Consider the following 22,314-nt stretch of genomic DNA (forward strand, 5'->3'; position numbering starts at 1 on the left):
TCACCCCGGTGAAACGGGGGTCTGGAAAGTCTTCATTTTCCTGGATTCCGGGCTCCCCCGGAATGACGAAAGTTGGTTAAGGCGACCACTCTGGGCATGGCCGCCGGCGGTGTCGCGCTCTGAAACGAAGGGAGCCTCCTGTGACGTTGTCCTGGAAGAGCCACGAAGAGACCGGATACTCTGTATGAATGTCGTTTTCTTTGGAATTGTCCTGGTCGCATTCGGTACCGCTGCATGGAACCAGCTGACTTGGATTCCGGCCGTCGGTGTGGAATCCCCCATGGAACGTGTGACAAAGGCCGTGGTGGATTCGGCCGGAAGTGCCGTGGAACTGGCTCTGGGACTCGTGGGAGTCATGTCCCTCTTTCTCGGCCTCATGAAGGTTGCCGAAGCAGGGGGACTCCTCCGGGTCATCGCGCGCCTGATCCGCCCCCTCATGATTCGGCTCTTTCCCGATGTGCCTCCCGATCATCCCGCCATGGGAGCCATGATCCTCAATCTATCCGCCAATGTCATGGGCCTTGGCAATGCAGCGACGCCGTTCGGCATTCGGGCCATGCAGGAGCTCAACACGCTCAACCCTCACCCCGGGACCGCCACGAATGCCATGGTGCTCTTCCTGGCCATCAACACGGCGAGTGTCACGCTGCTGCCGACGGGAGTCATTGCTCTCAGAGCGTCCGCCGGTTCTGCTGATCCAGCCGGCATTCTTCCCACGACCCTCTTTGCGTCCACCGTTGCCACCCTTTTCGCCATATTCATCACGAAGACACTGGGAAGGCTTTTCCCCATCCGTGAAACCGACGGACAGGGTACGACGGGCGAGAGTCGGGGGAATCCGCCCGGCGCAGAGGCCGAGGAAGCAACCGGCCAGGAGGATGCGGGGGAAGGCTACCCCGTCTGGGTCAGTGGTCTGGCCCTGGGAACTGTCGTTGCCGTCATCCCCTTCACGATTGTCTATGGCCGAGCCATATCCCCCTGGATTATTCCCGGTCTGATAGTGGGCTTTCTATCCTTTGGCATGGTGCGTGGAGTGCCCGTATACGAGGTGCTCGTGGATGGAGCCCGCGAGGGCTTTCAAGTCGCACTCCGGATCATCCCTTACCTGGTGGCTATTCTTGTGGCCATCGGCATGTTCCGTGCGAGCGGAGCAATGGAAATCCTGGTGAAAGGGCTTGGGGGATGGACGAGCCTGGTGGGACTTCCCCCGGAGGGGCTCACGCTGGCGATCCTTCGTTCCCTGTCCGGCTCCGGGGCCTATGCCGTCCTGGCCTCTTTCCTCAAGGACCCTGCCATTGGCCCCGACAGTTACACGGGCTACCTGATCTCCACCATCCAGGGGTCGTCGGAAACGACCTTTTACGTCCTGGCCGTCTATTTCGGCGCAGTGCAAATCAAGCGCATCCGCCATGCTCTGGCGGCGGGAATCCTTGCGGACCTGGTGGCGGTGGCAGCCTCCGTCGTCATCTGTGTGCTCCTTTATGGTTGAGATAAAAGCTTCAAGCATCCATGATGTCGTTGTGTCGAGTGGTGGCACTGCCTCGAGATGTTCTGGAGCAGGATGCAAGAATCGCTGGATGTGCTTTCAACTTTGAGATGCATCGGAAAAATACCTCAAGTATATTGGGGATGTAGGAGGCGCTATGAGCACCAGGGTATTGGTGGTGGACGATGAGGTCGAGTTTGCGGACCTCCTTCAGGAACGGCTCGAGATTCGCGGTTTCGAGGTCTTGAAGGCCTATGCGGGGGAGGAGGCTTTACAGCATCTCGACAAGGCGAGCCTGGACGTGGTGATCCTCGACGTGATGCTCCCGGGAAGGGATGGACTCTCCATTCTAAAGGAAATCAAACAGAAATACCCCCTCGTGGGGGTCATCATGTTGACCGGGAACTCAGACATCGAGACTGCGGTGGAAGGGATGAAGCTTGGAGCCTATGATTTCCTCATCAAACCCACCGAAATCAGAACCCTGGTGGAAAAAATCATAAGAGCCTCCAGGAGAAAGACCGAGCAGGAGGAGCGTATCCGGAATGCCGGAATCGAACAGATCATGGGTCCGGTCGGAGACCTCGCCGCCGGAATCGCCCATGAAATCAATAATCCTGTGGGCATCATGGTTGAGGAGGCGGGCTGGATCGAGGACCTTTTGCGGGAAGTGGATCTCCCTCAGAATGAAAACCTTCAGGAGCTCAAGCGGGCTCTCGAGCAGATCCGGATACAGGGGAAGCGATGCAAGGAGATCACACACAAGCTTCTGAGCTTTGCGCAGCGGACGGACCCCAGGTTTCGTCCCGTACAGATGAACGACCTCCTGGCGAAAGTCTTGACGTCATTCAAGGTGCATTTGCCCGAGGGTGTCACCCTTGAAACCCGGTATGAGTCCGAGCTTCCCATCGTCTCTGTTTCCCCATCGGAAATGGAGCAGGTGCTCTTGAACCTCCTTCGCAACGCCCTCGATGCTGTCGACCCAAAGAACGGTGTCATCACTGTCGAGACCAAGGTTGAAGGGGATCGAGTGGTGATACGAATCGCAGACAATGGCCACGGCATTTCAAGCTCCCAACTGGAAAGGATCTTCGATCCTTTCTTTACGACGAGACCGGTCGGGGTGGGGACCGGTTTGGGGCTATCTGTCTGCTATGGCCTGGTGAGAAAGCACGGAGGAAACATTTCCGTCGAGAGTGAACCGGGTGTTGGCTCTACTTTTCGTATTGAGCTGCCGATGGGCAGTGCGGAATGAGCCCTGCCGGCGGCACGGAACGAGGCATGCTTTTTTCTGAATCGGTTCTACAAGGTGGATCGATCATGCGACATATCAAGACGGTGTCAACTTTGTTTTATCTACTGGTATTGATCTTTTCCGTTTCCCGGGCGGATGGAGCCGGCTGGGTGCCGAGGCTTTCCGGAGTCACCTCCGCCGACATGATCGGGTTGTGGGGCAGTTCCACTTCAGATGTCTTTGCCGTGGGTAAAAAAGGCACGATCCTCCATTACGACGGCGCTGCCTGGATTTCCATGTCCACGGGGGTCTCTGCCGATCTGTGGGCCGTATGGGGAAAATCGGGGCAGGATGTCTATGCAGTGGGTGACGGCGGGGTAGTGCTGCATTTCAACGGGAAGGAGTGGGATTCGCTGCCGTGCGGCACGGATGCGCAGCTCCTGGGGATATGGGGCACTCCGGAAGGCCTTTTTGTGGTGGGATCAGGGGGCACCATTTTGCATTACGACGGAAAAAAATGGGAGATGATGGAGAGCGGGACGCCCTCCAACCTGTGGGCGGTGTGGGGCAGTTCCTCATCGGATGTTTTCGCCGTGGGGGACGAAGGGGTGATCCTCCATTACGATGGGCATGGGTGGGCTCCCATGAGGAGCGGAACATCGCACCAGTTCCTGGGCGTCTGGGGCAGTTCCGAAAATGATGTCTTTGCGGTGGGCTACCGCGGAGCCATCCATCATTACGACGGAAAAGGCTGGGTGCCCATGAACAGTGGGGCTCTTGCAGATTTTTGGAGCGTTTGGGGCAGTTCGGGGAATGATGTGTATGCCGTAGGGTCCGGGGGGACTGTTCTCCACTGGGATGGGACGTCCTGGACGCGCATGGCGAGTGGTACGTCAACGGACTTGTGGGGCATTTGGGGGAGCTCCACCGGCAATGTCTTTGCTGCAGGGTCCGGTGGGCTGCTGCTGCAGTTGGAAGGATCAGGGACCTCGGGGACCGCCCCTCGGGAGCCCGGCGATCTCTGGGCGGTGTGGGGCAGCTCCAATCGTCATGTCTTCGCGGTGGGTTCCGGTGGCATGATTCTGCATCATGACGGTAGAGGCTGGAACCGCATGAACAGCAACTGTACAGCCCGGCTCATGGGAGTCTGGGGCACTTCCGAGAATGATGTGTTCGCCGTGGGGGCACGGGGCATCATTCTCCATTTTGACGGAACGGAATGGAAGCAGATGACGAGCGGAACACAGCTCGATCTCTACAGCGTCTGGGGATTTTCTCCCCGGGATGTCTATGCCGTGGGCTCCGAAGGGGGCATTCTCCATTACGACGGGTCGACCTGGACGAGGATGACCGTCAACACCCAGGCGGGATTGATGGGAATATGGGGCCGCAATGAGAATGACCTCTACGCGGTCGGGTCCGGCAGCACCATTCTTCATCTCAGCGGAGAGGGCTGGCGGGAGCGGTAGGCTTCACAACTCCGCTGGGGAGCCCGACCACGATTTCCCGCTCTTGCCGGCGGATCGTAGCGCTGAGACGATGCCGAGTGATTGACGCAAACTGGAGGATCAAAACGGCGGTGGTAAATTTTTCACGCAATTGCTAAAGTCAGCGGGAAAATGCTCTGCTTATAAAATAGGGTGCATTTCATGCACCATTCGTATTGAAGCAATGCTCGAGCCGGCAACGGTGTGTAAAAACGGGCCGTTGTCATTGGATACAAATGACGAATGAACAGGCAGGCAGGACAGATATTTATTTGCTGCCTGGACGCCGAGGCGCCCCAAATGGATGGGGGAGGGCGACGCTCTTTTCATGTTTTTTTTGCTAGGATGTGATCTATGGCCCATCTTTTCAGCAGTCTGCGCTTCCGACTCATTCTTTTGGTTCTCCTTGCACTTCTCCCCGCACTGGGCGTGATCCTGTATACCGGGCTGGAACAGCAGCGAGAGGCAGCCGCCGAAGCTCAAAAAGCCGCCCTGCGTCTGGTGCGGCACTCTGCCCTGGACCAGGAGCGCATGATCCAGGGTGCGGCCCAGCTGCTTGCAGCCGTTGCCCAGTTGCCCACCATTCGCGAGCGTAACCAACCTGAGGTTTCCGAATTCCTGCGCCATCTGTTGGAGCAAAACCCGTCTTATGCCAACATAGGAATCCTTGATGCCGACGGTCAGTTGCTTTACAGCGCTCTCCCGCCCCGCACTCCGGTCAATTATGCCGACGCCCCCTGGTTTGCCGCGGCAAGAGAGAAACGGGAGCTTTTCATCGGTGAATACCAGATCGATGGTATCTCCGGCAAAGCGGATGTCCCTTTAGTCTACCCCGTATTGGATGGGGCCGGGCGGCTTCAGGTCATGGTATACGCCTCTCTGGACCTGACCTGGCTCAGCAAGTTGGCTGCCAAGATCGAGCTCCCCCTCAGCGCGACCCTGGCCGTCATCGACCGCCAGGGTACCTTTCTGGTACGCCACCCTGACCCGGAAAAGTGGGTCGGTAAAACCATTCCGGAAATGGAACGGGTAAAGGAAGTCTTGGCCAGGGATGAAGGGACCATGGAAGCAATGGGGATTGACGGCAATGTCCGTCTGTATGCCTTCAGCCCCTTGAAAGGGATGCCGGAGGGCCTGTTCATGCGGGTGGGTCTTCTGAAAAAAGAGGTATATGCCCGGGCGAACCAGGTTCTGATGCGCAATTTGCTCGCCCTGGGCCTGGTAGTGTTGCTGTCCCTGGCGGCAGCCTGGCTTTTCGGCTCCCTTCTGATCATGCGGGGCATCAAGACTCTGGTGGCCACCACCGAGAAGCTGGCTGCCGGGGATCTGAGTGTGCGTACCGGTTGGGGTCCGGGGTCTGGAGAGATCCATCAGCTGGCTTTAGCCTTTGATGAAATGGTGGCGTCCCTGGAGCAGCGGGAGAACCAGCGCCGGCAGGCGGAGGCTGAGTTGAGGGTGGCTCATGAGGAGTTGGTCAAGAAGCAGGAGCGCCTCGAAGAAGATCTCAAGGCTGCCGCATGCATCCAGGAAAGCCTGCTCCCTCATGGCTCTCCCGACGATGAAAGGCTGGGACTGGCCTGGCGGTTCATGCCCTGCAACAGGATTGGCGGGGATATCTTCAATATTTTGCATTTGGACGAAAACCACTGGGCAGTTTACATGGTGGATGTCAGCGGCCACGGGGTGCCTGCGGCCATGGTTTCGGTCTCAATTTCCCAGTTCCTGGCGAAACATAACAATGCAATTGTAGCTCCCGGTGAAATCATGAACATGCTGGATGAGGAATATCCCCTGGAGCGCTTTGATAAATTCTTTACCGTTACTTACCTCCTGATTGATGCCAAGAGCGGCGAGGTCACGTACAGCAGCGCCGGGCACCCCGCGCCCATACTTCTCCGCCGGGATGGCGCCCTGGAATTGTTGGAGGAAGGCGGGACCATCATCGGCATGGATCGGATTATCCCGTTTGAAGAAGGAAAAAGGCAGCTCTATCCTGGGGACAAGTTATTTCTGTTCACCGATGGAATTTTGGAATACGAAAATCAACACGGCCAGTTTTATGGGGAAGACCGGTTCCATCGAGAGTTGCAGAGATTTGCCGGCCAACCTGTCTCTCAAATCATCAACGGTCTCGTGCAGGCCTTCATGGCCTTTGGCGGGAATATCCATCCCCAGGACGATATCAGCATATTGGGCCTCGAATTTCTGGGGAAATCTTAGAGCTTATCCGTGATCAGAGCACCGTTTTCCATGCATTGAGGGGACATGCGAGCCCCTCGCCAACTCCAAGGCCACTCTTCCTTACGCAGGGTGGTCCTCAACATCAACCAAGGAGATAAGTAGATGGAGATTATGATCATAATCTTCTGGATTTTCTGCTCTATTGTCGCGGGGACCATCGCATCATCAAAGAACAGATCTGCCTTTGGGTGGTTTGTCCTGGCCTTTTTTGTTGGCCCTTTCGCCTGGGCGGTGGCACTCTTGCCGTCATTGGAGAAACCAGCACCAGTGGAAAGAAAACCCGAGCCAGCACACGAAGTGAGCCGGGCAGTAGCACTGAACGACAGGATCTCCACACTGACAAAAACCTGCCCAGCCTGTGGCGAAACCATCAAAACCAGAGCGCTCAAGTGCCGTTTTTGTGGTGAAGCCTTTGCTCCGGAACGGGTGAAAGCATTGGTGATAGCTCAATTCGAAAAGATGGCCATAAAAGAAAACGGTATGTTCAAGTGGTGCCCGAAGTGCAAGAAGTGGGACGCTACGATCGCCCCATTAATAAGGATGGGATTGGGTGGAATGGTGCCCCAATTGTAGACAAACCCAAGTCGAAATCAGGCGTGAATTGGGCATCTGATCCCGGTGGATATTTCTCACTTTGCATTCGAAACAGCCATTTTTTGCCCAAAATCGATTTGCACGTAAAATGAGAAACTTTAGACCAGTCCACAACCCATAATCCCGCACCAATACTGCAAAAATACCACTAAAGTCCGACCCAAATCACCAACCCCTATTCTTCTCACTCTGTGTTCCCCCCTTCACAGGGAGGAAAGCGCGTAAAGGCTTTACGCAATATGTACGCAAAAGAAAAAGGGGAAGTGAGACTTCCTCACAACCCCTTGATTTGTCTGGCAGGCCAGGAGGGATTCGAACCCCCAGCCCTCGGATTTGGAGTCCGATGCTCTAACCGTTAGAGCTACTGGCCTACAGGTGGAAACCTATATAAAGGTTTCTCCGGGGGTTGTAAAGCAAAATGAGCATGGGGCGAGAAATTGGGGGTTGCGGGGCGCATTTCCACCACTTCGTAGGAGCCTTCCGTATAAATAGAGAAGATAAATTATATTCATTTCTTAAAATTTTCTGTCGACTCCGTTGTAAATGGAATCAGGTTTGGTTAAGGTTATTACATAGAATTTCCGTATATCCATGCAAACCAGAAGGACAGAGGAAAAGGTGAGGGGAGATCATGAAAATCAAATATTGCCAAAAATATGAAAAATATGTGAGTCAGCAGCACTGCGAGTTCTTCAACGAGGGTGAGCACTGCGAGTTTTTCAGCCCCAGGTGCTGGAACAGTATCCGCGATCTGCTGGAGGACCAGGGGCGGCCCAAATGGGAAGTCAACGCCATTATCAAGCCCTTCAAATGCAACCTGCTGGATCGGAAATACTTGAACATTCTGAACGAGAAGAAGCGTCTTCGGCGGGGATCGGCTGCGTTGAGAGCCTGAAATGGGAGTCTTCAGTGCAAAAGTAGTAGATAGGCGTTCATCCTTGTTTCGTGGACTTTTGAATTCCATTCTGAGAACACCTCTTTCATTGATGTCCGCTCACCTCTTGTGTTAATAACATACGCTCAAAACCATCCAGGATCTGACAAGCTTCTCTGAGAGTTTTCCGAAGCCGGTTCGGCGTCAGGGTGCCTGTCGTGTCAGGAAGCGTGCGGGATCCTTACCTGCCGGTACGCATCGCCTGGCATCGTTTTGTCGGATGGAGCGATTCAAATTCCACTTCGAAGGCGTGTTCAGGGAGGCGTACGGAAACAACTCCCTCCATGCTCTGCCGGCAGTGCTGTTGACTCAAGCAACTTTCGCCATTCCGGCGAAAGCCGGAATCCAGGAAAATGAAGACTTCCCGGACCCCGGTGTTCACCGGTGTGACGCCAAGTCAACAACATTGAGCTCCGTCGAAGGGGAACTTTTCTACAGGGGCTGCCTTCATGCAGCAGAATTGCGGTGAGGCACCCGTGGCCATGCGTATTGTGTATTGTAGGAGCGAGCTGTCATTCCTTCTCTAAGAGAGTGAGCGCAGGTATGTTCAAGAAACTATTGGTTGCAAATCGTGGAGAAATTGCCATCCGCATCATACGGTCGGCCCAGGAGCTGGGGATCAAGACCGTAGCCATCTATGAGGAGACGGACAAGGCGGCAATGCATATCATGCGGGCCGATGAAGCCGTTTGTATCGGTTCCGGTCCACGCAAGGACTACCTCAGTATCGAACGGATCATCCAGGCTGCGAAGACGACGGGAGCGGAAGCCATTCATCCAGGCTATGGATTTTTGGCGGAAAATCCCAACTTTTCCAAGCAATGCACGGAAGCAGGCCTCGCATTCATCGGGCCGCCCCCCCAGGTCATCATCGATATGGGGAGCAAGGTCATCGCCCGTAAGATCATGCAGGATGCCGGCATTCCCGTCATACCGGGCACGCCCGTCCTGGACTTGGGGGAGGCCGGTGAAAAGCAGGCGGTGCGTTTTGCAGAGGAGCATGGATTCCCTATCATGGTGAAGGCCGTGGCGGGCGGTGGTGGCCGGGGGATCCGCCTTTCCAAGGACAAGGACGAGCTGCTGAAGAACCTGAAAGTTGCCCGCTCCGAGGCCAAAATGGCCTTTGGAAATGATGAGATTTATCTCGAAAAAAGCCTCATCAATCCCAGGCACGTGGAAGTCCAGATTCTTGCCGACGATCATGGGACCGTCATCCACCTGGGGACGCGGAACTGCTCCATCCAGCGGCGCCACCAGAAGATGATCGAAATCGCTCCCGCAGACCTCCCCAGGCCGCTCCTCGACCGTATTTGCGAAACGGCGGTGCGGGCAGGCGAAGCCTGCTATTATCTCAACGCGGGTACGGTGGAATTCCTGCTGGACGAGGAAGACCGCTTTTATTTTCTGGAAGTCAATACCCGCATCCAGGTGGAGCACAGCGTGACGGAAGTGGTCACCGGGGTGGATATCGTTCGCGAGCAGATCCGTATCGCATCGGGTGAACCCCTGTCCCTGGCGCAGGAGGATGTGACCTTCAGGGGAGTGGCCATCGAACTGCGGATCAACGCCGAAGACCCCAAAAGCAATTTCATGGCCAGTCCGGGGGTAGTGCAGATTTACATGTCTCCCGGCGGCCACGGGATTCGACTGGACGGTGCGGTCTACCAGGGATACGAAATCCCCAGGTATTATGATTCGATGCTGGTGAAGCTCACCGTGTATGGTTTCACATGGAGCGAGGCGGTGGATCGCCTCCATCGATCTCTCAGCGGTTTCGCCATTGCCGGCGTTAAGACGACTATCCCGTATTACAAACAGATTGTGAAGGATCCCGATTTCATCTCCCAGAACTTTGACACATCCTACATCGAGACCCATCCTCATCTCCTCGACTACCAGGAAGAGGTGCCGGAGATGGAAAAGCTGGCGAGCCTCGTGGCCGAGATCAATGCGCACGGGTATAATCCGTATGCGGAATCTTGACAGGCTGCATAAAAGTTGAAGCACATCAAAGTCTTGAATCAGGCATTGTATGCCGTGAGCCAGATATAGGAGCCCAGTATGTCGGAGCCCGAACGCGTTACTCCTCAAATGTCCTCTCGCGAAATTCTTGATTTTCTGCGTCGCACTCCCGGGTACTTCATGACCAACAACGAGCGGGATGTGTCCCAGTCCGATTTCAAAGGGCGCATCATGCCCAGCACCACCCTGAAGGTGGCGTCATACCGGGATGCCGCAGGCTATTTCGCCTTCGAGATCTCCGGAGGCGTTTCCGTGCACGTGGATCTGCTCCGTAAGCAGATCAATCCCTTTGAAAAACTACGCCTCGTCCGCAAAGCCATGCCCAACACTCTGTTGCAGACCGTCTGTCGCGGGCGCAATCTTTTCGGCTACCGCCCCTATCCGGACAGCACGATCCGGGAGACGGTTCGGCTCTTTTCTCGATACATCGATGTCTGGCGCATTTACGACTTTCTCAACCATATTCCCAACCTGCTGGTGGTTGCCGACGAAGTCAAAAAGGCGGGCAAGATCCTCATGCCCTCCATCTGCTTCAACACCGGGCCGGAGCACACCAATGATTTTTACGTGGGGAAGGTTCAAGAAATCATCGACGCCATGGGGGAAGACATTATTCTTTCCATCAAAAACCACTCGGCTGTCGGGAGTCCCCACCGCATCGCAAACCTCGTGGGAGCTATCCGGAGCCGTTTTCCCAACCTGCTTCTCGCCTACCATGGCCACAACACCGACGGCACCGACCTGGGGCGCATGGTTTCGGCCGTGCTGGAAGGGGTGAAAATCGTCGAGGTTGCCGACCATGGCCTGGGGGGCATTTACAGCCAGGCCCCAGCCCTCAGCTTCATCCAGATCCTCCACGACTACGGCTTTCAGCCGCCGGGCTTCAATGTGCAGCCCATCGTGGACGCTTCGGACATTCTGCGGCGCGAACGCCGGGTGTATGAACGTTTCGAAACCCCATACCGGGGGTTCGATCCCACTGTCAAGCGGCACAAACTGGCGGGAGGGGCTGCCAACATCGCTTTCGAACAGGCGGAAAAGCTCGGTTTGATGGAGCGTGTCCACGAGGTGATGAGCGATCTCATCCTGGTGAACCGTGAACTGGGAAATATCTGGTCCGTGACGCCGGGAAGCCAGATTTTCTGGACGACGGCTGTCAACAACGTGATGCACGGTCGTTACAGCAAGCCTTCGGACGATTTGAAGCGGTTGCTGTTGGGGCAATATGGACCGTTCCCCTTTTATGAGCCTCCCGAATGGATCTACCGGCAGGTCCTGGAAAGCAACCGGACGGACGGCAAGCGCTGGAGGCAGATCCTGCGCGATGAAGGCGGGATCAGAAAGATTCCCGACGAAGACTTCGACCTGAAGCGTCATCAACTGGTGGAGAAATTGAAGCGCCCGGTCACCGATGAAGAGCTCTGCCTTTACCTGCAGTTTCCCCGGGATGCCATGGATTATCTTACCTTCGAAGAGCGCTTCGGTAAGACCTGGCTGCTGCCTCCCGAAGTCTGGCTGCGGCAGAAGGGTTTTGATGAGGGTGAGCGCATCACCATTCCCGACTACGATGGCAAAACCCACACCATCGATGTGGTTTCCACGCGCCGTGTGGGCGATTCCGTGCAGACGTCGCTCCTGGTGGACTATCATTTCCAGTCCTACACGACGCCCGTTCCCAAGAGAACAGCCGGGAGATCCTGAATACGTTTCCACAGAACAAGATGTCCATTTCGCACCGCGTCATGCCTGCAGTTTACTATGAAAATCCCCCTCAATCCCCCTTTGATAAGGGGGGAGGACTTGCCTTTCCCCCCTTTGGCAAAGGGCGGCAGGGGGGATTTCATTTGATGCGGGCGAACACCAGCGTGTTCATGACCGTTAAGCCGGCATCCAGTTTTTTCCTCTGGATTCCGGTTATAAGGACTCGCGGAATGACGAGGGAAGCTCAATTCAACAGCATTGTTGGCGTGCGCTGCCGGGGAATGAACCTGCATGGATGAACTGCTGGATCTCTTTTCAAGCTATCTGGCGGTGGAGAGGGGGCTGAGCGCCAATACACTGGCTGCGTACAACGCCGATCTCGTGGATCTCTCCGGATACCTCCAGCGCCAGGAAGTTTCGAAGTGGGAAGAGGTGACTCGAGACCATCTCCTGGCCTACCTGGAGGCTCTGGGGGAAAGCCTCTCCCACAGGAGCCGAAGCCGGCGGCTGGCGGCCATCCGCTCGTTTTTTCAGTACCTGCAGCGGACGGGGAGAGTGGAGAAGAGCCCTGCGTCCCGCGTGCAATTTCCCAAGTTCCGCGCCGCGTTGCCCAGGGTGTTGTCCTCCGGCGAAGTGGAGGCGCTCCTGGACCAGCCCGACACGACTCAGCCCCTGGGGCAGCGAGATAAAGCGCTCCTGGAGCTCTTCTACGCCACGGGGCTGCGGGTGAGTGAACTGACGGACCTGCAGCTCCAGCAGGTCCATTTCGATGCCGGCTTCCTGATCGTGCGGGGAAAAGGGGACAAGGAGCGCCTCGTCCCCATGGGCGAATACGCCACCGAAGCACTGAGAGACTACCTGCAGGAGGGCCGGTCCCGCCTCCTCCGCAACGGCTTCAGCCAGGAGGTGTTTCTGAATCATCACGGCAAGAAACTGTCGCGCCAGGGCGTATGGAAAATCATCAGAGCGTACGCCCTGCAGGCGGGGATTCATCAGAGCATTTCCCCCCACATGCTGCGCCATTCCTTTGCCACACACCTCCTGGAGAACGGCGCCGACCTGAGGTCCCTGCAGGCCATGCTGGGGCATGCGGATATCTCCACGACACAAATCTATACCCACGTGGCGCGAACGAGGCTAAAGGAAATCCACGAAAAATATCATCCGCGCTCCTGACAGGAAGGGCTCATGGAAGTCGTAACCACACACATCAATGCCGATTTTGACGCCATGGCGTCCATGATTGCGGCAAAGAAGCTCTATCCCGACGCCGTCCTGGTTTTTCCCGGATCTCAGGAGCGGACCCTTCGTGAATTTTTCATCAACTCGACGATGTACATCTATGATTTCAAACGGTTGCGTGATGTCGACCTGACGCGGATCCACCGCCTGATCCTGGTGGATACGCGTCAGATTTCCCGCATCGGTCGTTTTGAAGAGATCATTCACCGTCCGGATGTTGAAATCCACATCTACGATCACCATCCCGACACCTCGGAAGATATCAAAGGGCAGGTTTCCGTCGTGAAGCCGGTGGGCGCTACGGTGACGATTTTGACTCAGCTCCTGCAGGAGCGCGGCATCGAGCTCAATGCGGAGGAGGCGACAATCCTCAGCCTGGGAATTTACGAAGACACGGGATCGTTCACCTTCAATTCCACGACCCCGGAGGATTTCGAAGCGGCCGCATATCTGCGCCGCTTCGGAGCGGACCTCAACGTGATCTCGGACCTGGTCACCCAGGAACTGACGGCCGAGCAGGTGGGGATCCTCAATGAGCTCATCCTGTCCGCGCGTACCTACGACATCCAGGGCATCGAAGTGTGCATCGCCACCGTTTCCGTCGACAAGTACGTGGGCGATTTTGCTTTGCTTGTCCATAAGTTGAAAGACATTCACAACCTGGATGTGGTGTTCGCCCTCGGACGGATGGAAGATCGCATCTATCTTGTGGCGCGCAGTCGGATTGCCGAGGTGGATGTGGGACAGATCACCGCCCACTTCGGCGGGGGAGGGCACACCACCGCGGCTTCCGCCACCATTCGCGACCTGACGCTCAATCAGGCCGAAGACCGCCTGCTGGAAATTTTGAAAAGCTGCATCACACCCTTTCCCATGGCGGAAACCCTCATGAGCAGCCCGGTGACCTTTGTGGAAGCCGACGCCACCATCACCGAAGCCGAGCAGATCATGGTGCGGTACAATATCAATTCCATGCCCGTTATGGAAAAGGGTGTCATCGTGGGACTCATCACCCGTCAGGTCCTGGAAAAAGCCATCTTCCACAAGCTGTCGGAACATGCGGTGCGCGAATTGATGAGCTCGGACTTCATGACGGTAAGCCCCCAGGCGACACTCCTGGAAATCCAGACCTGCCTGGTGGAGCATCAGCAGCGCATCCTGCCCGTCCTGGAGGATGGGAAGGTCGTCGGCGTCATCACCCGTCGAGACCTGCTCAATTTTCTGGTACGTGACCATTCCAATAAGCCGCAGACCCTCGGCGAGGCTCTGAATCCGGCGCAGTGGCCCAAGAGAAAGAGCATCAACAGTGTCGTCATGGAGCAGCTGCCCCACGAGATCGTGAAGGTTCTCAGGGATATGGGGAGGCTGGCGGATCAGTTCCACTTTAAGATCTATGCCATCGGCGGTTTTGTGCGGGATCTTCTGCTGCGCCGTCCGAACCTGGACATCGATATCGTGGTGGAAGGAGACGGGATCGAGTTCGCCAAGGCCTTTGCCGAGCGCAGGGGTATTCGGGCTCGCTGCCACAAGAAGTTCAACACGGCCGTCCTCATTTTTTCGGAGAAGCTGAAGGTGGACGTGGCGTCGGCCCGGTTTGAGTACTACCAATACCCTGCAGCCCTGCCCATCGTGGAATTCAGCTCCCTCAAGATGGACCTCTACCGGCGGGATTTTACCATCAACACCCTTGCCCTGGCTCTGAACCCGGATGACTTCGGACAGCTCATCGATTTTTTCGGCGGCCAGCGGGATCTCAAGGAAAAGACCATCCGGGTGCTGCACAACCTGAGCTTTGTGGAAGACCCCACGCGCATCATGCGTGCCATCCGCTTCGAGCAGCGGTTCAATTTCAGGATCGGGAAGCAGACGGCCAACCTCATCAAGAATGCGGTGCGCATGGGGTTGATCCAAAAGCTCGGAGGGCGCCGCTTCTTCCATGAGATCGAATCCATCCTCCGGGAGGAAAATCCCGTGCCGGCCCTGCGGCGCATGGATGAATACGGCGTACTGAGCCTCCTCTCGTCCGACATGCGGTTCGATGCCAGGATGGAAGAGCTTTTCGACCGCATCCGCAACGTCATTTCCTGGTATCGCCTGAGCTTCCTGGATGAGCCGCTGGAGGGGTTCTGGGTCTACTTTCTGGGGCTTCTTTCGGGCTTGCGGGAGAAGGACCTTGAGAACGTATCCGATCGCCTGGTCCTCTCCGAGACACGGCGGGAACGCCTCATCTGGACTTACAGGCAGGTGGAGCCTTTGCTTCGGGGGTTTTTCCAGTTGCCTGAGCAGCGTCCGAGTGATATCTATCGCACACTACAGCCATTTAGACCTGAAGAGCTTTTGTTCATGATGGCCCGTACCGAGTGGGAAGCAGTGCGCAGGGCCATCAGCCATTACTTCCACCGCTACCGTAACGTTTGCACTGAGCTGAAGGGCAGAGATCTCAAAGCCATCGGGGTGCCTCCCGGCCCCATCTATCGGGTGATCCTTGACGAGCTCCTCGATGCGCGGCTCAACGGAGCAGTGAGGAGTCGGCAGGACGAGTGGGCTTATCTCAAGAGCCTCCATCCCGAATTGTTCAAGGATGTCCCGGAAGAGTCCCGGGCGGCCTCTGCCGCCTCGGAAGCTGTCTGAAAACTTCCTCTCCCTCGATGGAGAGGGTTGGGGTGAGGGTGAAAATTGAAAAGTTCATGGACGTTTTATGACTGAAGATATCATTGCAAATGTGCTGCTCTATGCAGTCCCTTTGCTTTTCGCGGTAATTTGCCATGAGGTCGCCCATGGGTGGGTGGCTGAGAAGCGGGGTGACCCCACGGCGCGGGTAATGGGGCGCATCACTCTCAACCCCGTTGTGCACATTGACCTGGTGGGCACGATCATCCTGCCCCTCATCCTGTTGCTCACCCGCTCCCCCTTCCTGTTCGGTTGGGCCAAGCCGGTACCCGTCAATTTTGCCAACCTGAGGGGAGGAAGGCGCGATATGGCGCTGGTTTCCCTGGCGGGGCCGTTCACCAATCTTATTCTGGCGTGTCTCAGTGCCCTCCTGTTTCATGCCATCCAGGGAGACCGGATCGCACCTCCGGGAAGGTTGGATTGGATCCTGCTGCCCCTTCGGCACATGGCCGTCATCTCGGTGGAATTCAACCTGGTGCTCATGGTGCTCAACCTCATGCCCATTCCCCCCCTGGACGGCGGGCATATTCTCATGGGACTCCTTCCCATGCCCCTGGCTCTCAAACTGGAGAGCCTGGAAAGGTACGGTCTCCTCATCGTCATGATCCTCATCGGCACCGGGCTGTGGGGATATGTCGTGCGTCCCGTGGTCTACACATTTGTCCGTATTTTTTTGTACTGATCGCCTGGAAAATCGTTCAAGGCGGGAGGCTTGTAAATGCTGGGAAAAAAGCGGATTCTGAGCGGGATGCGTCCCACGGGCCGCCTTCATTTGGGCAACCTGCACGGGGCTCTCGACAACTGGATTCAGCTTCAGGATCAATATGAGAGTTTTTTCTTCGTGGCCGACTGGCATGCGCTCAGTACCGATTATGCCTCTCCGGCCCGCATCCGTCGGAACACCTGGGATATGATCCTGGACTGGCTGGCTGTCGGTTTGGACCCGCAGACCTGCACCCTTTTCATTCAATCGGATGTCCGGGAGCACGCCGAGCTCTACATGCTTCTCGGCATGATCACCCCCCTGTCCTGGCTGGAACGGAACCCCACGTACAAAGAGCAACAGCAGGCGCTGCGCCACAAAGACCTCTCCACCTATGGGTTTTTGGGCTACCCCGTGCTGCAGGCTGCGGACATCATCCTCTACAAAGCCAACGGAGTGCCCGTGGGGAAGGACCAACTGCCCCACGTGGAGTTGACGCGCGAGATGACACGCCGGTTCAACTCCCTGTATCAACGGGAAGTATTTCCCATCCCCGATCCCCTCCTGACGGATGTGCCCGTGCTTCCTGGGCTCGACGGGCGCAAAATGAGCAAGAGCTACAACAACTGCATTTACATCACCGAACCGGAAGAGACGGTCCGGGACAAGATAGCCGGGATGAAAACGGACCCTCAGCGCATCCGTCGCAGCGACGCCGGTGATCCTGCACTGTGCCCTGTTTTTGCCTTCCACAAGATCTATTCCCCGTCCGGTGAAGGGGCGGATGTCGCCGAGGGATGCCGCACAGCCAGGATCGGGTGTGTGGATTGCAAGAAGCGCCTCATGGGCAATGTCCTGGAGCGGCTGCGTCCCATCCGGGAGAAGCGGGAGCAGATGGAGCACCGGCCGTCCTGGGTGATGGAAATCCTCCGGGCAGGGAGAGCTGTGGCGGCTAAGGAGGCCGGCAGGACCTTGAGGGAAGCGCGGGAGGCTGTCGGGCTGGGAGCGCCGCTGGACGAGGCTGCGTTTTTCCGTGGAGTGGGTGACTGAAATGCCTTTGCGCAAAAAGCATTCACACCTGGGTGGGGCTCCTGCCGAGGCGGGAGGGGGAGGAGAAAACTCGAGGGGTTTCTCCCCGGAGGCTATGAAAGGGGTGCGCCTTCAAAAGGTGATCGCCCAGGCGGGCATGGCTTCTCGACGCGCTGCCGAAGAGATGATCCGGCAGGGAAGGGTGACCGTCAATGGCCGGGTGATCACGGAGCTCGGCCACTGCGTGGATCCCGCCAGGGATGAAATCCGCGTGGATCAGCAGACGATTGCTGCCGAGGAAAAGAAGGTCTACCTGCTCTTTTACAAGCCCAGGCAGTGTGTTACAACCCTGCGCGATCCCCAGGGCCGGCGGACGGTTTTGGACCTTATCCCTCCGATGGGGGTTCGGTTGTTTCCCGTGGGGCGACTGGATTATGATGCCGAAGGACTGCTGCTTCTCACCAACGACGGTCTGTTGGGCAATCGGCTGCAGCACCCCCGCTATGGCGTGAGCAAAGTCTACGAGGTCAAGGTACAGGGCCGACCGGCTCCCGAAGCGCTCCAGCGCCTGCGCTCGGGCATTTCCCTGGAGGAGGGAACGACGTCTCCCGCGGAGGTGACGGTCATGGGGACTCTGCCGAGAGCCGCCTGGCTCCGCATCGTACTGCACCAGGGCTGGTACCGGCAGATCAAGCGCATGATGGAATCCGTGGGGCATCCTGTATTGAAGATCAAGAGAGTGGCCTACGGTCCGTTGACGTTGGGAAGACTCGCTCCAGGGGACTATCGTTCCCTTTCCGAAAAAGAAGTCCGGCGGTTATACAATCTGGTTCCACTTGAACAGGAGCAGGCCGAAAGGAAATGAGCAGCAGAAACCGAAGAAATTATCCGTACAGCTTAGATGAATCTTTGGTTGCCTCTCGGGAAAAGCCCAAAAAGCGTGGACCCTTGCGCATCCTGGTGGGGGTGCTTTGCGTGGCCTTGCTGGCGGGAGGCTTTTATTTCCTGGCCAGTGCGTTTTCCCCTGAGCGCGTGTCGTGCATCATGCCGTTTCCCAAAAAGCTGCTGGCGCTCCGCTTTCAGCACAACGGTCAGGAAGTCATCCTGCTGCCGGAATCTCAGGTGCTGGTGAACCCGAGAGATTCCATTCAACTCCTGGCGGTTCAGACAGACGGCTGGGTCTCCTGGGGTACCAAGGTCATCGCCTCGGACATGGATATTGCAGCCATCATGGGCCGACCCGCTGTCATTCGGGAGCTCATGCCCCATGAAGATTTTGAAACCTCCAAGACAGTGGAAATCCGGGTTCTGCTCTGGAACCGTGTCATTGGAAAGGTCTCCTTTCTGATCGAACTGGACGGCAAGGACTGGCTCCAGAAAGCCAATGCCGCAACGCAGGACGATCAGAAAATCAAGTACCTGGAGAAAGCCCTGCAGGGAAATCCCGGCAACGTTCTGATTAAGACGCAGTTGGCGGCCCTGTACGTCGAAAAGAAGAAGCTCGACGAAGCGGCGCAACTCTACAAGCAGGTGGATCAATCGGGTAAATCCAAGTCCGTTCTCGAACACCTCCTCGAGGTCTACAAGCAGCAAAACCGGACCGACGAGGCCCTCATGGTCTACCTGGATCTCTTGAAGCTTTCGGAAGACCAGGAATATTTCAAAGAATTCCTCCAATACGTGCAGAAAAGCAAGCCCAGGGACGATGCAGTGAAGTTCCTGGAAAAACACCAGAAAACTATCCCTCCGGCGTTCCGGAGCTCTTTGATGCTCTTCTTGGCCGACCTCCACACGCAGGCCCGAAACTGGGATAAGGCCGCTTCCAATTACGAGGGTGCCATCCGGTCCGGCATGAAGGACCAAACGGTTCTGTACAATTTGGTCGTTTCCTACCAGCAGAGCGATAACCTGGACAAGGCTATTCCCGCCATGGAAAGGTACCTGCAGTCCAACCCGGGAGACCTCAAAAGCTGGATGCAGCTGGGGGGGATGCTTGAAAAGAAGGGATCTGCCGGAAGGGCCGTGGAGGTGTACCGGAAGATACTGGAAAAGAATCCCCAGAATAAAGCGGCTCTGCTGCGTGTGGTGGCGCTCCTGGAAAAAACGAACGACAAGGACGCCCTCCAGGATGCTTACGAAAAGCTCGCCGAAATGCAGCCCGACAACCGGACGATCCAGCACAATCTCGCCGTTCTCTATTACGATGCGAAGAAATGGGATAAAGCGGCGGACGCATTCCAGGCCATTGCGGCCCAGGATCCCAAAGATGTGGAGTCCAGGAAGTACCTGTTGGATATTTATCGCAAAACCAACAATGACAAGGGGGAGCATGAAATCCTCAAGTCCCTCGCCCTCATGGATTCGAAAAACACGGGCTATTACGATGCCCTTTTCTCGTCCTACGACGAAAAAAAGGATTACAAGGGGATTGTGTCGCTCTTTCAGGAAGCCACTGAACGGAACCCGGATTCAGTGGCCTTCCATAATTATCTCCTGTACGGCCTCCTGAAACAGGGAGACAAAAAGGGAGCCGCAAAGGAACTGGAAGACCTCATCCGTCTTCAGCCCAAAGAGACGAAGCACTTGAAACAGGCAGCCGATCTCTACGCCAGCATCGGAAATTACCCCGAGGCATCCAAAAAGCTGGAACAACTGTTGAAAATGGATCCCAAAAACAAAGAGATTCAAGACCGGTATCTGCAGCTTCGCCGAAAATCCTTCGGTCCGTCTTCCCCCACTGCCTCCACACCTGCGGCCACCGCCGCCCCTGCCGAAAAAACTGGGGAATCGGGGAAACCGACTGAAAGCGCAAAGCCCGGCGCCGAGGGGAAGCCTGCAGCCGCGGCAAAACCTACAGTACGGGAAAAATCAGAGGCCGGATCGAAGCCTGAAGAGGTTCCCAAATCCGCAACAGCACCGAAGGCGGTCGTTGCCCCCAAAGCCCCTGCGGCCAAGAAAACTGAAGCGGCCGCCGGCAAGCCCCCTGAGGATGCAAAACCGTCGGTCCCCCCCAAGACCGAAGCCGGCGTAAAGCCTGCGGTTGCCTCGAAACCTGTTGCCGCATCCAAGCCTGCTGCCGCCGCCAAGTCCGACCCCGATGCCAGGCCCGCCGCTAACACCAAGCCGGCTCCGGCGTCACCATGACCGGGTGGCGCCCTGTGCACTCAACCCTTCCGTTGCTGGCTTCGGCTCTGGGGTGTGCTCGGGTAGCCCGAACCAGCACAACCGTTTTTTGTCTCGGAGGATATTTTTCGGGCGTATGTGTATGTGAGCTCCATGAGCAATGTATTGATCATAGATGACGATCAGGACATGTGCGCCCTGCTGGCAGTGATGGTCCGGAAAAGAGGACACGAGCCCACCTGCGCTCACACTCTTGATGAGGGGATAGCCGCACTCTCTGCTGAAGAGTTCGATGTTGTCTTCCTGGATGTGAACCTGCCCGACGGCAGTGGACTGGACGCACTACCGATCCTGTCCCAAACCCCTTCTGGTCCCGAAGTGATCATCATCACCGGGGCGGGGGATGCCGATGGTGCAGCCCTGGCCATTCGCAGCGGGGCCTGGGACTATATCGAAAAGCCAGCTTCCATCCAGCACATGATGCTGCCTTTCGTGCGAGCCCTTCAATACAGGGAAGAAAAGCTCGCCCGTTCTCATGCCGCTGGTGTGATGGTTTTGAAACGGGAAGGCATTGTAGGCAGGAGCCCCCAGCTCCTGGCCAGTTTCGATTTGCTGGCCCGGGCCGCTCCCACGGAGGCCAGCATCCTTATCACGGGCGAAACCGGTACAGGCAAAGAGCTCTTCGCGCTGGCCGTGCACGGGAACAGCCCGCGAGCTTCCCAATCTTTTGTTGTGCTGGACTGCTCCGTTCTTCCAGAAACTCTCGTGGAGAGCCTCCTTTTCGGACATACAAAAGGAGCCTTTACCGGGGCCGACTGTCCCAGAGAGGGGCTGATCAAGCAGGCCGACGGAGGAATGCTCTTTCTGGACGAGGTGGGAGAACTCCCCCTCAGCCTTCAGAAGGCTTTCCTGCGCGTCCTGCAGGAGAGACGGTTCCGTCCCCTGGGCAGCAGAACGGAGGTCTCCAGCGATTTCAGGCTGGTAGCAGCCACCAACCGAAACCTCTCTCGCATGGCGGCGGAGGGAGCGTTCCGGGAAGATCTGCTCTTCCGCCTGAGAACCTTCTCCATTGAGCTGCCGCCGCTGCGAGAGCGCAACGGGGACATTTTTGAACTGGCGGTGCATCACCTCGCCAGGATCTGCGAACGGCACAGGATCGGCCTCAAAGGGTTTGTGCCTGAATTCATCGAAGCCCTGACGCATTATCCCTGGCCGGGGAACGTTCGCGAGCTCTTCCATGCCATGGAAAGCGCCGTGGCTTCCGCTCATTACGAGCCAACCCTTTATCCCAAGCATCTGCCCGAAGATATCCGCATCTTCCTGGCTCAACACTCGCTCATCAGAGCGGGTCAATCGGTACCTCCCCGTCTCCAGCCCGACCTGGAGCCCGAAGCCCCGCTCCCGCTTCGTGAGTATCGCGAAGCCATGGACCGACAATACCTTCAAAATCTGATGGCTCACACGCGTGGAAACATCCGGCAGGCTTGCCGACTGTCCGGACTATCCCGCTCCCGCCTCTACAGTCTCCTGAAGCTGCATGGCATCAGGCCCACGGAGTGATGCCCCGGATGCTTCCCGGCAGTTTCCTCCCCCTGAGTCTCATTTTTGGGAATTTGTCCTGAAAACAGGACACCACATGGCTCTTCTCCCGGGACGCCTGCAGGCTGGCTATGCACTGGACGGGCCTTCCGCGCCGTAGGGAGAAGGCTTCGGATGCCTGGCATTCAGTGGCATGGATTCTGCTCAAAGGCTTCTCCCAGGATGGTCCAGCACGCGCCGTTCTCGACCAGGCGGGACCTGCCTGTCGGGCAGAAAGAAGGTAACACCTCGGGGGCATGAGTACAAATT

General features: G+C 56.9%; 15 protein-coding genes and 1 tRNA gene. 15 read left to right on the forward strand and 1 reads right to left on the reverse strand.

Translation table 11 applies throughout. The features are described 5' to 3' along the window. Positions 1-184 precede the first annotated feature (184 nt). The 5 genes from MWC30_RS03805 to MWC30_RS03825 all read left to right on the forward strand — a co-directional run bounded on the left by MWC30_RS03805 (position 185) and on the right by MWC30_RS03825 (position 7,021). On the forward strand, positions 185-1,489 hold the full coding sequence (locus tag MWC30_RS03805) for a nucleoside recognition domain-containing protein (protein ID WP_244082827.1): 1,305 nt from the start codon (positions 185-187) through the stop codon (positions 1,487-1,489). Between the two features lie 154 nt (positions 1,490-1,643). Further along, a complete protein-coding gene (locus MWC30_RS03810) occupies positions 1,644-2,741 on the forward strand; it encodes a sensor histidine kinase (RefSeq protein WP_244082828.1) in 1,098 nt (365 codons plus the stop codon). 65 nt (positions 2,742-2,806) lie between these two features. Next, positions 2,807-4,189 carry a hypothetical protein gene (locus MWC30_RS03815; protein WP_244082829.1) on the forward strand — a complete coding sequence of 461 codons (1,383 nt, stop codon included), beginning with the start codon at positions 2,807-2,809 and terminating at the stop codon, positions 4,187-4,189. A 372-nt stretch (positions 4,190-4,561) separates the two neighbouring features. Beyond that, positions 4,562-6,427: a SpoIIE family protein phosphatase gene (locus MWC30_RS03820; protein ID WP_244082830.1), complete on the forward strand. Its 1,866-nt coding sequence runs from the start codon at positions 4,562-4,564 to the stop codon at positions 6,425-6,427. Positions 6,428-6,550: 123 nt separating this feature from the next. Beyond that, on the forward strand, positions 6,551-7,021 hold the full coding sequence (locus tag MWC30_RS03825; RefSeq protein WP_244082831.1) for a hypothetical protein: 471 nt from the start codon (positions 6,551-6,553) through the stop codon (positions 7,019-7,021). 315 nt (positions 7,022-7,336) lie between these two features. Here MWC30_RS03825 and MWC30_RS03830 read toward each other — a convergent pair. Then, positions 7,337-7,413, reverse strand: a tRNA-Trp gene (locus MWC30_RS03830). Positions 7,414-7,673: 260 nt separating this feature from the next. Between MWC30_RS03830 and MWC30_RS03835 the strand changes: the two genes are divergently transcribed. The 10 genes from MWC30_RS03835 to MWC30_RS03880 all read left to right on the forward strand — a co-directional run bounded on the left by MWC30_RS03835 (position 7,674) and on the right by MWC30_RS03880 (position 22,026). Continuing rightward, complete coding sequence (locus MWC30_RS03835; protein WP_244082832.1) at positions 7,674-7,937, forward strand: hypothetical protein; 264 nt, start codon at positions 7,674-7,676, stop codon at positions 7,935-7,937. A gap of 582 nt (positions 7,938-8,519) precedes the next feature. Then, positions 8,520-9,959 (forward strand): acetyl/propionyl/methylcrotonyl-CoA carboxylase subunit alpha, encoded by a 1,440-nt coding sequence (locus MWC30_RS03840; RefSeq protein ID WP_244082833.1) that lies wholly within the window; start codon positions 8,520-8,522, stop codon positions 9,957-9,959. A 78-nt stretch (positions 9,960-10,037) separates the two neighbouring features. After that, the gene (locus tag MWC30_RS03845) at positions 10,038-11,699 is read left to right on the forward strand and encodes a pyruvate carboxylase (RefSeq protein WP_244082834.1); all 1,662 of its coding nucleotides are present in this window, start codon (positions 10,038-10,040) and stop codon (positions 11,697-11,699) included. 291 nt (positions 11,700-11,990) lie between these two features. Then, positions 11,991-12,875: a site-specific tyrosine recombinase XerD gene (gene xerD, locus MWC30_RS03850; RefSeq protein WP_244082835.1), complete on the forward strand. Its 885-nt coding sequence runs from the start codon at positions 11,991-11,993 to the stop codon at positions 12,873-12,875. Between the two features lie 12 nt (positions 12,876-12,887). Beyond that, positions 12,888-15,572, forward strand: a complete 2,685-nt coding sequence (locus MWC30_RS03855; RefSeq protein ID WP_244082836.1) for a CBS domain-containing protein — start codon at positions 12,888-12,890, stop codon at positions 15,570-15,572. A gap of 67 nt (positions 15,573-15,639) precedes the next feature. Then, positions 15,640-16,293 (forward strand): site-2 protease family protein, encoded by a 654-nt coding sequence (locus MWC30_RS03860; RefSeq protein ID WP_244082837.1) that lies wholly within the window; start codon positions 15,640-15,642, stop codon positions 16,291-16,293. A 36-nt stretch (positions 16,294-16,329) separates the two neighbouring features. Continuing rightward, complete coding sequence (trpS, locus tag MWC30_RS03865; RefSeq protein ID WP_244082838.1) at positions 16,330-17,364, forward strand: tryptophan--tRNA ligase; 1,035 nt, start codon at positions 16,330-16,332, stop codon at positions 17,362-17,364. Between the two features lies 1 nt (position 17,365). Then, complete coding sequence (locus MWC30_RS03870; RefSeq protein WP_244082839.1) at positions 17,366-18,208, forward strand: pseudouridine synthase; 843 nt, start codon at positions 17,366-17,368, stop codon at positions 18,206-18,208. Next, positions 18,205-20,487, forward strand: a complete 2,283-nt coding sequence (locus tag MWC30_RS03875) for a lipopolysaccharide assembly protein LapB (RefSeq protein ID WP_244082840.1) — start codon at positions 18,205-18,207, stop codon at positions 20,485-20,487. The genes MWC30_RS03870 and MWC30_RS03875 overlap by 4 nt, the downstream gene beginning before the upstream one ends. A 132-nt stretch (positions 20,488-20,619) precedes the next feature. After that, positions 20,620-22,026, forward strand: coding sequence for a sigma-54 dependent transcriptional regulator (locus tag MWC30_RS03880; RefSeq protein WP_244082841.1), 1,407 nt, complete (start codon positions 20,620-20,622; stop codon positions 22,024-22,026). Positions 22,027-22,314: the final 288 nt, after the last annotated feature.

The organism is Desulforhabdus sp. TSK (assembly GCF_022836495.1).
In the GTDB taxonomy this organism is placed as follows: domain Bacteria; phylum Desulfobacterota; class Syntrophobacteria; order Syntrophobacterales; family Syntrophobacteraceae; genus Desulforhabdus.

Excerpts from the sequence above, each read along its gene's own strand:
- MWC30_RS03805 (WP_244082827.1), top strand. The coding sequence starts at position 185 with ATGAATGTCGTTTTCTTTGGAATTGTCCTGGTCGCATTCGGTACCGCT.
- MWC30_RS03810 (WP_244082828.1), top strand. The coding sequence starts at position 1,644 with ATGAGCACCAGGGTATTGGTGGTGGACGATGAGGTCGAGTTTGCGGAC.
- MWC30_RS03815 (WP_244082829.1), top strand. The coding sequence starts at position 2,807 with ATGCGACATATCAAGACGGTGTCAACTTTGTTTTATCTACTGGTATTG.
- MWC30_RS03820 (WP_244082830.1), top strand. The coding sequence starts at position 4,562 with ATGGCCCATCTTTTCAGCAGTCTGCGCTTCCGACTCATTCTTTTGGTT.
- MWC30_RS03825 (WP_244082831.1), top strand. The coding sequence starts at position 6,551 with ATGGAGATTATGATCATAATCTTCTGGATTTTCTGCTCTATTGTCGCG.
- MWC30_RS03835 (WP_244082832.1), top strand. The coding sequence starts at position 7,674 with ATGAAAATCAAATATTGCCAAAAATATGAAAAATATGTGAGTCAGCAG.
- MWC30_RS03840 (WP_244082833.1), top strand. The coding sequence starts at position 8,520 with ATGTTCAAGAAACTATTGGTTGCAAATCGTGGAGAAATTGCCATCCGC.
- MWC30_RS03845 (WP_244082834.1), top strand. The coding sequence starts at position 10,038 with ATGTCGGAGCCCGAACGCGTTACTCCTCAAATGTCCTCTCGCGAAATT.
- xerD (WP_244082835.1), top strand. The coding sequence starts at position 11,991 with ATGGATGAACTGCTGGATCTCTTTTCAAGCTATCTGGCGGTGGAGAGG.
- MWC30_RS03855 (WP_244082836.1), top strand. The coding sequence starts at position 12,888 with ATGGAAGTCGTAACCACACACATCAATGCCGATTTTGACGCCATGGCG.
- MWC30_RS03860 (WP_244082837.1), top strand. The coding sequence starts at position 15,640 with ATGACTGAAGATATCATTGCAAATGTGCTGCTCTATGCAGTCCCTTTG.
- trpS (WP_244082838.1), top strand. The coding sequence starts at position 16,330 with ATGCTGGGAAAAAAGCGGATTCTGAGCGGGATGCGTCCCACGGGCCGC.
- MWC30_RS03870 (WP_244082839.1), top strand. The coding sequence starts at position 17,366 with ATGCCTTTGCGCAAAAAGCATTCACACCTGGGTGGGGCTCCTGCCGAG.
- MWC30_RS03875 (WP_244082840.1), top strand. The coding sequence starts at position 18,205 with ATGAGCAGCAGAAACCGAAGAAATTATCCGTACAGCTTAGATGAATCT.
- MWC30_RS03880 (WP_244082841.1), top strand. The coding sequence starts at position 20,620 with ATGAGCAATGTATTGATCATAGATGACGATCAGGACATGTGCGCCCTG.